At 70.4% G+C, this 13,199-nt stretch carries 12 protein-coding genes; 5 read left to right on the forward strand and 7 right to left on the reverse strand.

All coding sequences use genetic code 11. The annotated features are described in order from the left end of the window. Positions 1 to 198: 198 nt before the first annotated feature. Complete coding sequence (locus C1A38_RS30785) at positions 199 to 522, forward strand: hypothetical protein (protein WP_146017515.1); 324 nt, start codon at positions 199 to 201, stop codon at positions 520 to 522. Positions 523 to 663: 141 nt separating this feature from the next. On the opposite strand, the gene ctaD is transcribed toward C1A38_RS30785, so the two are convergent. Continuing rightward, positions 664 to 2,421 carry an aa3-type cytochrome oxidase subunit I gene (gene ctaD, locus C1A38_RS11080; protein WP_102657761.1) on the reverse strand — a complete coding sequence of 586 codons (1,758 nt, stop codon included), beginning with the start codon at positions 2,419 to 2,421 and terminating at the stop codon, positions 664 to 666. 114 nt (positions 2,422 to 2,535) lie between these two features. Continuing rightward, positions 2,536 to 3,642, reverse strand: a complete 1,107-nt coding sequence (locus C1A38_RS11085) for an FAD-dependent monooxygenase (protein WP_102657762.1) — start codon at positions 3,640 to 3,642, stop codon at positions 2,536 to 2,538. A gap of 365 nt (positions 3,643 to 4,007) precedes the next feature. Between C1A38_RS11085 and C1A38_RS11090 the strand changes: the two genes are divergently transcribed. After that, positions 4,008 to 5,132 (forward strand): glycoside hydrolase family 12 protein, encoded by a 1,125-nt coding sequence (locus C1A38_RS11090; protein ID WP_102657763.1) that lies wholly within the window; start codon positions 4,008 to 4,010, stop codon positions 5,130 to 5,132. 45 nt (positions 5,133 to 5,177) lie between these two features. Here C1A38_RS11090 and C1A38_RS11095 read toward each other — a convergent pair whose 3' ends face one another. After that, positions 5,178 to 5,966, reverse strand: a complete 789-nt coding sequence (locus C1A38_RS11095) for an aldo/keto reductase (RefSeq protein ID WP_102657764.1) — start codon at positions 5,964 to 5,966, stop codon at positions 5,178 to 5,180. A 232-nt stretch (positions 5,967 to 6,198) separates the two neighbouring features. On the opposite strand from C1A38_RS11095, the gene C1A38_RS11100 reads away from it, so the two are divergent. Beyond that, on the forward strand, positions 6,199 to 7,392 hold the full coding sequence (locus C1A38_RS11100; protein WP_102657765.1) for a threonine synthase: 1,194 nt from the start codon (positions 6,199 to 6,201) through the stop codon (positions 7,390 to 7,392). A 6-nt stretch (positions 7,393 to 7,398) separates the two neighbouring features. Here the strand turns inward: C1A38_RS11100 and C1A38_RS11105 are convergent, their stop codons facing one another. The 4 genes from C1A38_RS11105 to C1A38_RS11120 all read right to left on the reverse strand — a co-directional run bounded on the left by C1A38_RS11105 (position 7,399) and on the right by C1A38_RS11120 (position 11,126). Then, positions 7,399 to 9,192: a glycoside hydrolase family 15 protein gene (locus tag C1A38_RS11105; RefSeq protein ID WP_102657766.1), complete on the reverse strand. Its 1,794-nt coding sequence runs from the start codon at positions 9,190 to 9,192 to the stop codon at positions 7,399 to 7,401. Positions 9,193 to 9,275: 83 nt separating this feature from the next. Next, positions 9,276 to 9,668, reverse strand: a complete 393-nt coding sequence (locus tag C1A38_RS11110; protein WP_102657767.1) for a cupin domain-containing protein — start codon at positions 9,666 to 9,668, stop codon at positions 9,276 to 9,278. 250 nt (positions 9,669 to 9,918) lie between these two features. After that, positions 9,919 to 10,293, reverse strand: coding sequence for a hypothetical protein (locus tag C1A38_RS11115; RefSeq protein WP_013731847.1), 375 nt, complete (start codon positions 10,291 to 10,293; stop codon positions 9,919 to 9,921). A 305-nt stretch (positions 10,294 to 10,598) separates the two neighbouring features. Beyond that, positions 10,599 to 11,126 carry a septum formation initiator gene (locus C1A38_RS11120; RefSeq protein ID WP_102657768.1) on the reverse strand — a complete coding sequence of 176 codons (528 nt, stop codon included), beginning with the start codon at positions 11,124 to 11,126 and terminating at the stop codon, positions 10,599 to 10,601. A gap of 103 nt (positions 11,127 to 11,229) precedes the next feature. Here C1A38_RS11120 and C1A38_RS11125 point away from each other — a divergent pair, with 103 nt between their 5' ends. Further along, complete coding sequence (locus C1A38_RS11125) at positions 11,230 to 11,925, forward strand: response regulator transcription factor (RefSeq protein ID WP_102657769.1); 696 nt, start codon at positions 11,230 to 11,232, stop codon at positions 11,923 to 11,925. Beyond that, entirely contained in the window at positions 11,922 to 13,196 is a 1,275-nt protein-coding gene (locus tag C1A38_RS11130) for a sensor histidine kinase (protein WP_102657770.1), read from the forward strand. The genes C1A38_RS11125 and C1A38_RS11130 overlap by 4 nt, the downstream gene beginning before the upstream one ends. The last annotated feature ends 3 nt before the right edge of the window (positions 13,197 to 13,199 follow it).

The following is a 13,199-nucleotide window of genomic DNA, read 5'->3' on the forward strand; positions in this document are numbered from 1 at the left end:
CCCACCCCACCCGCCCGCCGCCTGCGCCCGGATGCCGGTGTCAGGCAGGACCTGCAGCTCTCTCGCCGAGCCCACGATCACGGAGCGACCTGGCGACCTGGCGACCTGGATCGCTACCTTCCGTGGCCACCCTCTCCAACCCCACAGCCCTACTCGCCTCCTTTGCTCTGCTTCAACCCACGCACAACTTCGCTCTCCGTGGTGATCGGTAGGCCAACCATCCTGGACGCCAATCGCAAAAGCACAGGTGAAGAGCTATTGCGCGGGTTGAAGCAGAGCAAAGGGCTTGCAGGTGATGGAGGGTGGCACGAGAAGAACATCACGCTCTGCAACAAGGCGAGATGGCGCCCGCAATTACCCGCGGTGATGTTCGAAGCAGGTCTCGGCACTGAGGTGACGCAATACGGCGGCGTGGATCAAGTGCCTGGAAGACCTCGGCTGCCGACGGTGCCGGGCCGCATCGGAAAGGCTGCGCTGGGGGCAAGGCAGGGAGTGCCAGGCGGGGAAGGCCAGGCAGTGTGAGGGCCAGGCAGTGAGGGCGAGACGTCGGAGGGCAAAGCGTCGGGGGCCGAGAGAGAGGGTCGAGGGAGAGGGCCGGGGAGGGACAACAAGAACGGGCGCCGGCCCTGGTGGGGGCGGCGCCCGTTCTTTGGGTACGGAGGGTCAGCGGCGGTCGATGTCGCTGGCCACGTCCTCGGTGTAGCTGGCGCCACCGTCGGACTCGCTGGTCAGCGGCTTGGAGCCGCCCTCGGGTGGGCCGGCGATGGTCTGGCCGGCTGCCAGCTCGGGGAACTTCGCGTCGAAGGCGGGGCGCTCGGAGCGGATCCGCGGCATCCGGTCGAAGTTGCGCAGCGGGGGCGGGGAGCTGGTCGCCCACTCCAGCGAGTTGCCGTGGCCCCACGGGTCGTCGACCTCGACCACCGGGCCGGCCTTGTAGGCCTTCCAGCAGTTGTAGAGGAACGGCAGCGTGGAGATACCGGTGATGAACGCGCCGATCGTGGAGATCATGTTCAGCGTCGTCCAGCCATCGATGGCCTGGTAGTCGGCGTAACGCCGGGGCATGCCCTCGTTGCCGAGCCAGTGCTGCACCAGGAAGGTGGTGTGGAAGCCGATCATGGTCAACCAGAAGTGAATCTTGCCGAGCCGCTCGTCGAGCATCCGGCCGAACATCTTCGGGAACCAGAAGTAGATGCCGGCGAAGACCGCGAACACGATCGTGCCGAAGAGCACGTAGTGGAAGTGCGCCACCACGAAGTACGAGTCGTGCAGGTGGAAGTCCAGCGGCGGGGCGGCCAGCAGCACGCCGGTCAGCCCACCGAAGAGGAAGGTGACCAGGAAGCCGATGGACCAGAGCATCGGCGTCTCGAAGCTGATCTGGCCACGCCACATGGTGCCGATCCAGTTGAAGAACTTCATACCGGTCGGCACGGCGATCAGGTAGCTCAGGAAGCTGAAGAACGGCAGCAGCACCTGGCCGGTGGCGAACATGTGGTGCGCCCACACGCTCATCGAGAGGCCGGCGATGGCGATGGTCGCGGCGACCAGGCCCTTGTAGCCGAAGATCGGCTTGCGGGAGAAGACCGGAATGATCTCGCTGATGATGCCGAAGAACGGCAGCGCGATGATGTAGACCTCGGGGTGCCCGAAGAACCAGAACAGGTGCTGCCAGAGCATCGGCCCGCCGGTGTCCGGGCTGTAGACCTGGGCCCCGAGCAGACGGTCGGCGGCGAGCGCGAACAGCGCGGCGGCCAGCAGCGGGAAGACCAGGATCACCAGGAGGCTGGTGACCAGCATGTTCCAGGTGAAGATCGGCATCCGGAACATGGTCATGCCGGGGGCGCGCAGGGTCAGGATCGTGGTGATCAGGTTGACCGCGCCGAGGATGGTGCCCAGACCGGAGATGGCCAGACCCATCACCCACATGTTCCCGCCGACGCCCGGGGCGTGCTCGGTGGTGCTCAGCGGGGTGTAGGCGGTCCAGCCGAAGTCGGCCGCTCCGCCCGGGGTGAGGAAGCCGGCGGTGGCCATGGTTCCACCGAACAGGTACAGCCAGTACGCGAAGCTGTTCAGCCGCGGGAACGACACGTCCGGCGCGCCGATCTGGATCGGCACGATGTAGTTACCGAACGCGAACACGATGGGCGTCGCGAAGAACAGCAACATGATCGTGCCGTGCATGGTGAACAGCTGGTTGTACTGCTCGGGCGACAGGAACTGCAGCCCGGGCCGGGCCAGCTCGGCCCGCATGATCAGGGCCATCAGACCACCGATCATGAAGAACACGAACGCGGTGACCATGTACATGATCCCGATTTGCTTCGCGTCCGTGGTCCGCAGCATCCGCGCGATGGCCGACCCCTTGACCGGCTCCCGGACCGGCCAGGGCCGGGTCACGACCGGCTTGGGTGCGACGGTGGTCACGAGTGGCCTCCGGTTCTGGGTTGTCCCGCTCGGCACGCTGTCGGGGCGGCCGTCATCCGCAAGGAGGATAGTCCCCGGCAGGTGGCAGCGCCGCGTGGGGTCACCGGGCGTGGATCACAAGGGGCCGAGTAGCAACCGATAGTGCTCGCCGAAGATGCGGTCGCCGCGTCCGCGCAGCAGCGGATCGCGCAGCGCGGGCGGTACGTCGCGGGTGCGGTTGCGGTCACGGGTCCGATCCCGCACCCATCGGGTACGCGGCCGGCGGCGACTCTCGTACGCGGTGAGGGCGGCCTCCACGCTGTTCGCGGCGTGCAGCGACTCGGCGAGCACCACCGCGTCCTCCAGCGCCATCGCCGCCCCCTGGGACAGGGTCGGTGCGGTGGCGTGGGCAGCATCACCCACCAGCAGCACCCGGCCCCGGTACCAGCGTCCGAGTTCGACCTCGTCGGTGGTCGAGACGTGCACCTGGTCGAGTGCGTCGAGCACCTCCGGCACCGGCCCGCCGTAGTCACCGAACAGTTCCACGAGCCGAGCCCGGGGATCCGCCGGCACCTCGGTGCCGGCCTCGTCGGCGTAGCAGTGCAGTCGGCCGGCGCCGATCGGCACCACGAGGAAGCCGCTGCGCTGCCCGAGCAGCGCCGTCCACTCGTCGACCGCCGGGCCGTCGCGCACGATGCTGCGGTACACCACCTGCCCGGCGGGTCGGGGCGGGCCGCCGAGGGCGGCCAGAGCGCGGATCGAGGAGCGTGGCCCGTCCGCGCCGATCACCAGGTCGTACTCCGACCAGGTGCCGTCGACGAAGGTGACGCCGACACTTGTCGGCAGCAGGTCGATGCTGCACACCTCGGCGCCGTGCCGGACCGCGCCGCCGGCTCCGCTGAGCAGCACCCGGTGCAGGTCGCAGCGGGACAGTGCCCGACATTCGCCGACCCCGGCCCACAGCGCGTCGAGATCAACCTCACAGAGCGGCAGCCCGGCCGCGTCGAGGAAGCGTTGCCGGTGGATGACCTGACCGAAGGGGCGGACCGGGCCGTCGAGATCCAGCCGGTGCAGCGCCCGGGCGGCGTTGCCGGGTAGGTAGAGACCGCCGTCGTCGAGCTCGTTCGACGGCGCCTTGTCGGTGACATCCGGCCGGAAGCCGGCCAGGCGCAAGGCCCGGGCCACGGAGAGACCAGCGATGCCTGCGCCGACGACAAGGATGCGCAGGGGGGAGCCACGCATGGGGGTGTACGCCTCCCGGAGGGGATTCGGAACGCGTCGGAGGCAAGACACTACTCGGCGCAATCGCCGCACACCAGAGGCAATCGGATTCACCACCGGCGCTCACCGATGGGCCGCGCCGCCCTTCAGACCCCTCCCGATCCGACCAAGGGACAGCGGCGACGCACCGCTCGGACGACGCCTGACACACCTCACTTTCCACCTCATTCTCCCTCGTCGGTTGCGTCAATTGGTCGAGGGATGTAAATGTGACGATGAACATGGGAGCGCTCCCGGACCCCACCACCCGTCGGCGTTCCCCCACCGCTTCGGTCCGCACCTCCCGTCCCCGGCGTCCCTGCGACGCCGCAGCGCAAGGAGCACCCATGAGACGTACCCTGCGAGCCCTCGCGGCCGCCGGCCTGCTCGCCGCGAGTTCGATCGTCGCCGTGGCTCTCGGCGGCACCGCCGCCGCCGACACGGTGATCTGCGAGCAGTACGGCAGCACCGTGATCCAGAACCGCTACGTGGTGCAGAACAACAAGTGGGGCACCACCGCCCAGCAGTGCATCAACGTCACAAGCAGCGGTTTCGAGATCACCACCCAGAACGGCAGCAACCCGACGAACGGCGCCCCGACGGCGTACCCGTCGGTTTTCCTCGGCTGCCACTACACCAACTGCTCCCCCGGCACCAACCTGCCGATCCAGGTCAGCCAGATCAGCAGCGCGACAAGCAGCATCAACTACCGGTACGTGAGCAACGCCATCTACAACGCCTCGTACGACATCTGGCTGGACCCGTCGCCCAAGCGGGACGGGGTGAACCAGATGGAGATCATGATCTGGCTGAACCGGCAGGGCTCGATCCAGCCCATCGGCTCCCCGGTCGGCAACGCCAACATCGACGGCCGCAACTGGGAGGTCTGGCGGGGCAACAACGGCGGCAACAACGTCATCTCGTACGTCGCCCCTTCGGCGATCAGCAGCGCCAACCTCAACCTGCTGGCCTTCATCAACGACACCCGTAACCGGGGTGCGATCACCAACTCCTGGTACCTGACCAGCATCCAGGCCGGCTTCGAGCCGTGGCAGGGTGGCGCCGGGCTCGCGGTGACCAACTTCTCCGCCGCGGTCAACGGCGGCGGCAACAACAACCCGCCGCCCGTCACCACGCCCCCGCCGTCGGGTTCCGCCGCCTGCGCGGTGAAGTACACGGGCAACTCGTGGAACAACGGCTTCACCGCCGACGTGCAGATCACCAACACCGGGTCGAGCACCATCAACGGCTGGACGCTCGCGTACTCGCTGCCGTCCGGTCAGCAGGTGACCAACTCCTGGAACGCCACGGTGAGCCAGAGCGGATCGTCGGTGACCGCCCGCAACGTCGGCCACAACGGCACGATCCCGCCCGGCGGCACGGCCAGCTTCGGCTACCAGGGCACCCTGAACGGGGCGTACGCCAACCCCACCAGCTTCACCCTCAACGGCACCGCCTGCTCGCGCTCCTGACCAGACCGGCCGGGGGTGCGGCGGTTGCCGCGCCCCCGGCACGGTTCAGACCGTGCCGAGGGCGTCGATGTCGCGCATCTCCTCGGCGGTCAGCGAGAAACCGAAGACGTCGGCGTTGGCCCGGATCCGCTCCGGGGTCACCGACTTTGGGATGACCACGATCTCGTGGTCGAGGTGCCAGCGCAGCACCACCTGGGCCGGCGAGACGTTGTGTGCGGTGGCGACCCGGACCAGCACCGGGTCGGACAGGTCGCTGGTCTTGAACGGGCTGTACCCCTCCAGCACCACCCCACGGTCCCGGTGCTCGACGTGCCGCTGCCGGTCGTACAGGAACGGGCTCCACTTGATCTGGTTGACGGCCGGGTTCTCCTCGGTGGACTGGATCAGCTCGTCGATCTGCCCGGTGCTGAAGTTGCTCACGCCCACCGCGCGGGCCAGCCCTTCGTCGCGCGCGGCCAGCACCTCCCGCCAGACCGGGATCAGCGCTCCCGGGTCGCTCGGCGGCCAGTGCACCAGCCAGAGGTCGACGTGGTCGACGCCGAGGGCACGCAGGCTCTCCTCGATGGTCCGCCGTTCCTGGCCGACGCGCTCGGGCGGCAGTTTGGTGGTGAGGAAGACGTCCTCCCGACGCAGTCCACTCTCCCGTACCGCCCTGCCGACCTCCTCCTCGTTGCCGTACATGGTGGCGGTGTCGATGTGCCGGTAACCGGCGTCCAGCGCGGCGAGTACGGCCTTGAAGCCGGCCTCGCCGGTCGCCTGCCAGGTGCCGAAGCCGAGCAGGGGGATCCGGACGTCGCCGGAGAGAAGTGCGGTGGGATGGTGGGCATGCTCCATACTGCCCGTTTTACCCCTGATTGCAGCTACCTCGTGCGGGAACGGAGACGCCAGCCGGATCGCAGGCGGCAACCGGCACCCCATCGGGGTGGGGACGGGCCGAACCGGGCACAACCGGCCGGCGTGGCGGAGAATGCGGGTGTGGCTGACCGGCCCGCACTGGCAGACCCCGCCGTGGTTTCCGGCACCGCGGCGCGTCGCATCGAGGCGAGCTGAGACGGCGAGGAGCATCGTGTACCTGACCCATCTCGAATGCCCGGGCTGCGGCCGGGAACACGACGCCGACGTACCGCAGAACCTGTGCGACTGCGGCTCGCCGCTGCTGGCCCGCTACGACCTGGCCACGGTCGCCGGGGTGCTGCAACCGGAGCGGTTCGGGTTACGTCCGGCCACCCTGTGGCGCTACCGGGAGTTGCTGCCGGTGGCCGACCCCGCCCACGTCACCACCCTCGGCGAGGGGTGGACGCCGATGCTGCGCGCCCCGACGTACGGCGCCTGGATCGGCGTGGACGAACTGCTGGTCAAGGACGAAGGGCTGACCCCGACCGGCTCGTTCAAGGCACGCGGGGCCGCCGTGGGCGTCAGTCGCGCCCGCGAGCTGGGCATCCGCCGGATCGCCATGCCGACCAACGGCAACGCCGGTGCCGCCTGGGCCACCTACGCGGCCCGAGCCGGGCTGGGCGCGATCATCGCCATGCCGGTGGACGCGCCGAGCATCTGCCGCCGCGAGTGCGTGGCCGCCGGCGCTGACCTGCGCCTGGTCGACGGCCTGATCGGCGACGCCGGGCGTCAGATCGCCGCGCTGGTCGCGGCCTCCGCCGGCACCATCTTCGACGCCGGCACGCTGCGCGAGCCGTACCGGCTCGAAGGCAAGAAGACGATGGGGTACGAGATCGTCGAACAGCTCGGCTGGCAGGTGCCCGACGTGATCATCTACCCGACCGGCGGTGGGGTGGGGCTGATCGGCATCCACAAGGCGCTCGGCGAGCTGCGCGAACTGGGCTGGGTCGAGGACCGCCTGCCCCGCCTGGTGGCGGTGCAGTCCACCGGCTGCGCGCCGATCGTCCGGGCCTTCGCCGCCGGGGAGGACCGGGCCGATCCCTGGCCGGACGCGCACACCGTGGCGTTCGGCATCACCGTGCCCGCACCGCTGGGCGATCAACTGATCCTGGCCGCGCTACGAGCCAGCGCCGGCACCGCGATCGCGGTCGACGACGCCGAGATCCTGGCCGACCTGCGCGACTTCGCCGCCCGGGAGGGCCTGCTGCTCTGTCCGGAGGGGGCCGCCTGCCTGACCGCCGCCCGCAAGCTGCGGGCCGGCGGATGGATCCGCTCCGGGGAACGGGTGGTGGTGCTCAACACCGGGGCGGGTGTGAAGTACCCGGACACGGTGGATGTCTCCGACGTGCCGGTGCTGCCCCGCTGAGGCCGCTCACTTCCCGTCCGACTCGGTCAACCGCCACGCGGCGTTGATCAGGCCGATGTGCGACAACGCCTGCGGCGTGTTGCCCAACTGCGCCCCGCTGTCCAGGTCGATCTGTTCGCTGAGCAGCCCCAGATCGTTGACGTGGCCGGAGATCTGCTCGAACAGCCCCGCCGCCCGCTCCCGCTCTCCGGCCATCACCAGGCACTCCACCAGCCAGTACGAGCAGAGCAGGAAGCCGCCGGGTTCGTCCTGCCAGCGGCGGATCAGTCCACCGGGACCGCTCAACTCCCGCTCCACGGCCGCGATGGTGGCCCGCATTCTCGGATCGTCGGCCGGCAGGAAGCCCATCACCGGCAGGTACAGCGCCGAGGCGTCCAGGTCCGGCGAGCCGAAGGCGACGGTGTACGCCCCTCTGCGTTCGTCGAAGCCCTCACGCAGCACCGTGGCCCGGATCTCGTCCCGGATGGCCGCCCACCGGCGCACGTCGGCACGTTCCCCGAGGTGCGGGGCGAGTTGCACCGCCCGGTCCATCGCCACCCAGCAGAGCACCTTTGACGACAGGTAGTGCCGCTCCTGGTCGCGCGGCTCCCAGATGCCCCGGTCCGGCAGCCGCCAGGTGGCAGCGACCTGCTCGGTCAGGCCGACGACCATCTCGAGCATCTCGTCGTCGAACTCGTCGCCGAGGTGATCACGCAGCAGCCAGGCCGCCGAGACGATCTCGCCGGGCACGTCCGACTGTCGCTGCCGCCAGGCATCGTTGCCGACGCGTACCGGTGTGCTGCCCGCATAGCCGGCGAGGCGGGGACATTCGTGCTCGTAGACGTCGCGTTCGCCTTCCAACCCGAACAGCACCGGGATCGGCTCGGCGCCGATGCGCCCGATCGAGCGGGTCGCCCAGGCGAACAGCCGCGACGACTCGGTCGGGCAGGCCGCCACCCACAGCGCGCGCAGTGTCATGGCGAAGTCCCGCAACCAGGCGAAGCGGTAGTCGTAGTTGCGGTCACCGCCGATCACTTCCGGCAGGGAGGTGGTCGCCGCCGCGGTGACCGCGCCGCTGCGGGCGTACGTCAGGCCGGTGAGCACCGTCGCACTGCGGCGTACCAGATCCTGGTAACGGCCCTCGTACTGGTGCAGCTCGCGGAACGCCTGCCAGGCCTGCACGGTGTCGGCCACGGCGGCGACCGGGTCCAGTTCGGCCGGAGGATCGCTGTAGGCGCCGCCGTACGCCAGGTCGAACCCGAGTACCTGTCCCTCGGCGATCTCGAAGGTCTGTCGTACCCGGTCGTCATCGGCGCGCAGCCGCAGGCCGTGGCAGCGCAGCACCAGGTCGACCGAGCCGGCGACCGCCAGCACCGCGCCGTCGGCCCGTTCCTTCAGGTACGGCGCGGTCAGGTTGTACTGCGGTCGCGGCCGGTACTCCACGGTCATCGGCACCCGTCCGGACAGTCCCTCGACCACGCGCACCAGCACCGCAGGTGAGTTCATGCCGAGTTCGTGAGCCCGCACCCCCGGCTCGCCGGCCAGCGCGTCGGTGACCGCGACACTGCCCTCCGGGGTGTCGTGCACGGTGCGCAGGACCAGCGTGTCCGGCAGGTAAGACCGACGCACCCGGTGCCCGGCGGACCCGGCGGCGGCCGGTGCGAGCCGCCAGTGGCCGCCGCCGGGGTCGAGCAGTCGCGCGAAGACCGACGGGGAGTCGAACCGCTGCGGGCACCACCAGTCGACCGATCCGTCCGTGCTCACCAGCGCGCTCGAACGAAGGTCGGAGAGGAACCCGTAATCGGAGATCGGCGGCTGCATCCGGTCTGCGTACCCGGTCTCCGGGACGCTTCACGTCGGAGCCGGACCGGTGCCGGCCGATGCCGAGAGACTCCTGTCTTCGGTCAGGAGGTCGGGGGTTCGTCCTTCCCGGCAGCCTCGGCCGCGTCGGCCTCCTCCTTGGTCCGGTGCACCGCCTGGTCGGCATGCTCCGGCGGACCGTAGACGGTGTAGAGCACCAGCGGGTTCGGGCCGGTGTTGACGAAGTTGTGTTTGGTGCCGGCCGGTACGACCACCAGGTCGCCCTGCACGACCTCACGCTTCTCGCCGGCGACCCGGGCTTCGCCGGTGCCGCTGACGAAGGTGAGGATCTGGTCGATGCCCTCGTGGACCTCCTCGCCGATCTCACCACCGGCGGGGATAGTCATGATCACCAGCTGGGTGTTCTTCCCGGTCCACAGCACGCGGCGGAAATCCGGGCTCTTCTCGGCGACGGTCGCGATAGTGAAGTGCTCCATGCCTGGGCACATACCCCGTCAGCGGCCCTGCCACGCCGGGACTGGCAAATGGTGGAAATGACCACGGATCGAGGGTTTGCCACGCCATCGAACGGGGATCGACACCACGGCCGGCAAGCTCCGGCGATGCCAGGTCCCCGCTGACGTACCGCCGTTGGGCTGCGGTGGCGGGAGACGGCCGAGCGCGGCGACGTTTCGATCTCCCGTCGAACGGCGCCGCGCGCTCGTGTGCGCCTACCGGCCCGGCAGGTCAGGAGAGTACGGCCAGGTGGAACGGTCGGTCGGCGGAAACGCCGGCGCTGTCGTGGGTGGTCACGAATACCGCGTTCGGGATGCCGGTGCGGCCGGCGACGGTGATCTGCCCGGTCGGTGCGAGGCCGATGCTGCCGGACAGTCCGACCGTGCCGACGCAACTGGCCCCGGTCACGTCCTGGTCGAACACCACCTGGTACATGCCGGTGCCGAGGCGGTTGGCGGTGGCCGCTCCCAGCCCGCGAACCAGCACCCCCTGGGCGTTGACTACCGCGAACAGCACCCGGGCGGTCAGTGGCATGCCGGCACCGGCACAGGTGGTGTGTTCGGCATCAGCACGGTCCGTCGCGCCCTCCTTGGGCACGGGTTGCACCCATGACCTGCTTCTTGCTTTCGCGCTGGACATCAGACTCCTCTCCGGCCGGCCGCCGCCTTGGCGGGATGTGTGGTCTGAACGGAAACCAGTTGTTCCTCCCAGCCGTCCGGCCGGGAGGTTCAACGCTGAATAGAGGGTCAGGCGCGCCCCGACACGCCTCGCCTTTCCGGGGCGACCAGGGACAATCGCACCGTTTCCGTCTTCCGAAGGTATGTCGCTCCACCGGCTGGCAGCCACGCGAGGAGCTGTCCGATCAAGGACACCAACCCGAGATGATCACGCCCTTGACCTGGGCGTACGCCCTAGTCGTCGGTCTCCAGGACCGGCACGCCGCCCTGACAGCGCAGCGACAACTCGTGCTCTCCGGTCGGGCCGACGAACGTCACCTCGGCGTCGTCGTCGGGCCCCCGGTCGTAGTCGTCCACCCGGTAGCCCTGCCGCGGCGTCCAGGACACCAGGTACACCCCACCCGGCACGCACTCGGCGACGACACTGCCACCGGGACTGCTGAAGCTGCGCCGGCTACCCGCGTCGGCGCTCGGGCTCACCGTGCCGGGCACACTCGTCGGCGTACCGCTCGGGTCGGTCGGCGTACCGCTCGGGTCGGTCGGCGTACCGCTCGGGCTCGGCGGGGCGGCGGTCGGGTTGGCGGACGGGACGACCGGCGGCGGCTCGGCCAGGGCCCGCGCCACCTCCTGTTGGCTGCGCACACCGCCGGGCGTCCCGGTGAGGCTCTCCCCCACCAGTTGGATCGCGGCGACCCCGATCAGCGTGGCGACCACCGCGGTGGCCAGCCATCCGGCGGCGGCGAGGAAGGTACGACGGCCCATGACCCGACTATCCCCGATCGCCGGTTGGGATGAGCTTCGGGCAACCCTAAGAGTGGGTTAACGCGACCGGCCGTGCGGCGCTGACAGGGATACTCTGCCTGCTGTGGCCCGCCTGCTGCTGATCGAGGACGACCTGACCATCCGTACGCCACTGGTGCGGGCACTGCGTGAGCGGGGCCACGCGGTGGCGGCCGCGTCGACCGCGATGACCGGTCTGCGCGACGCCCTCGACGACCGGCCCGATCTGGTCGTCCTCGACCTCGGCCTGCCCGACCTGGACGGCCGGGAACTGCTGCGGATGCTGCGGGCGGTAAGCGCGGTGCCGGTCATCGTGGCCACCGCCCGCGACGACGAGCGGGAGATCGTCCAGGTCCTCGACGCGGGCGCCGACGACTACGTGGTCAAACCGTTCACCGCCGCCCAACTCGACGCACGGGTACGGGCGGTGTTGCGCCGTGGGCCCGGCGGACCGGCCGACGAGGACCCGACCCTGGTCGTCGGGGGCCTGCGGATAGATCCCCGCTCCCGGCAGGTCAGCCTGGACGGCGCGCCGGTCGAGCTGACCCCCCGCGAGTTCGACCTGCTGCGGCACCTGGCCACCAAGGTCGGTGAGGTGGTGACCAAGCGGGAACTGCTGACCGAGGTGTGGCAGATCCCCTACGGCGGGGCGGACAAGACGGTCGACGTGCACCTGTCCTGGCTGCGCCGCAAGCTCGGTGAGAACGCCCAGCAACCGCGCTACCTGCACACCGTACGCGGAGTCGGGGTGCGCCTGGTCGCCCCGGAGGTGGGCGGGTGAGGGCGCGGCTGGCGCTGCTGGTGGCGGCGGTGAGCGTACTCATCGTGATCGCCTTCCTGGTGCCGTTGGCGCTGCTGCTGCGTACCGCCGCCGAGGACCGGGCCACCGTACGCGCCACCGGGGACGCGCAGAGCCTCGCCACGGTGGTCGGCACCGCCGACCCGGACACCATCCGGCTGACCGTCGACCAACTCGTCGCCGAGTCCGGTCGCCCGGTCAGCGTGTTCCTGCCCGACGGCACGGTGCTCGGCTCGCCCGCCGAGCCCACCCCGGCGGTGCAGTTGGCCGGGCGAGGTCAGAGCCTCACCGCCGATGCGTCCGACGGCCGGGAGGTGGTGATCGCGGTACAGGGCCGAGCGGACGGCACGGCGGTCATCCGCACGGTCGTGCCGTACGCCGAGATGACCGCCGGGGTGGGGCGGGCCTGGCTGGTGCTGGCCCTGCTCGGGGTGGTGCTGGTGCTGATCGGTTTGGCCGTGGCCGACCGGCTGGCCCGGACCCTGGTCCGGCCGATCGGTGAGCTGTCGGCGGTGTCCCACCGGCTGGCCAACGCCGAGTTGGACGCCCGGGTGCAGCCGGCCGGGCCGGCGGAGCTACGCGAGGTGGGCGGCGCGCTCAACCATCTGGCCGGCCGGATCCAGGAGTTGCTGCTGCAGGAGCGCGAACAGGTAGCCGACCTGTCCCACCGGCTGCGGACCCCGCTGACCGCGCTGCGGCTGGAAGCGGAGTCACTGCGCGACCCGCAGGACGCGGCCCGGATCACCGAGGCGGTCGACGGGCTGGAACGGGCCGTGACCGGGTTGATCCGGCAGGCCCGCTGGCGTACCCCGGCCGACGGTGCAGTCGCCACCGACGCCGTGGCGACGGTGGCCGAGCGGGTCGCCTTCTGGTCGGTACTCGCCGAGGACACCGGCCGCGCGGTCGACCTGAACCTGGCACCCGGTCCGCTGCCCGTCGGGGTACCCGCCGACGAACTGGCGGCGGCGGTCGACGCGCTGCTCGGCAACGTCTTCGCGCACACCCCGGACGGCACCGCCTTCGCGGTACGACTCGCCCCCACCGGTCACCACGTCGCGCTCACCGTCGCCGACGAGGGCCCCGGCATCGCCGCCGACTCCGTCCGCCGAGGTGCCAGCCAGGCCGGGTCGACCGGCCTCGGCCTGGACATCGCCCGTCGGGCCGCCCAGGCCAGCGGCGGTCGCCTAGAACTGGGCGAACGCCCCGGCGGCGGCGCCGAGGTGACCCTCCTGCTCGGCGCCCCCAGACCCTGACCT

Source organism: Verrucosispora sp. ts21, from assembly GCF_002879555.1.
GTDB lineage: Bacteria > Actinomycetota > Actinomycetes > Mycobacteriales > Micromonosporaceae > Micromonospora > Micromonospora gifhornensis.

What these genes read in the sequence shown, in the direction of transcription:
- C1A38_RS11090 (WP_102657763.1), top strand. Translation starts at nt 4,008, where the DNA reads ATGAGACGTACCCTGCGAGCCCTCGCGGCCGCCGGCCTGCTCGCCGCG.
- C1A38_RS11095 (WP_102657764.1), bottom strand. Translation starts at nt 5,966, where the DNA reads ATGGAGCATGCCCACCATCCCACCGCACTTCTCTCCGGCGACGTCCGG.
- C1A38_RS11120 (WP_102657768.1), bottom strand. Translation starts at nt 11,126, where the DNA reads ATGGGCCGTCGTACCTTCCTCGCCGCCGCCGGATGGCTGGCCACCGCG.
- C1A38_RS11110 (WP_102657767.1), bottom strand. Translation starts at nt 9,668, where the DNA reads ATGGAGCACTTCACTATCGCGACCGTCGCCGAGAAGAGCCCGGATTTC.
- C1A38_RS11085 (WP_102657762.1), bottom strand. Translation starts at nt 3,642, where the DNA reads ATGCGTGGCTCCCCCCTGCGCATCCTTGTCGTCGGCGCAGGCATCGCT.
- C1A38_RS11105 (WP_102657766.1), bottom strand. Translation starts at nt 9,192, where the DNA reads ATGCAGCCGCCGATCTCCGATTACGGGTTCCTCTCCGACCTTCGTTCG.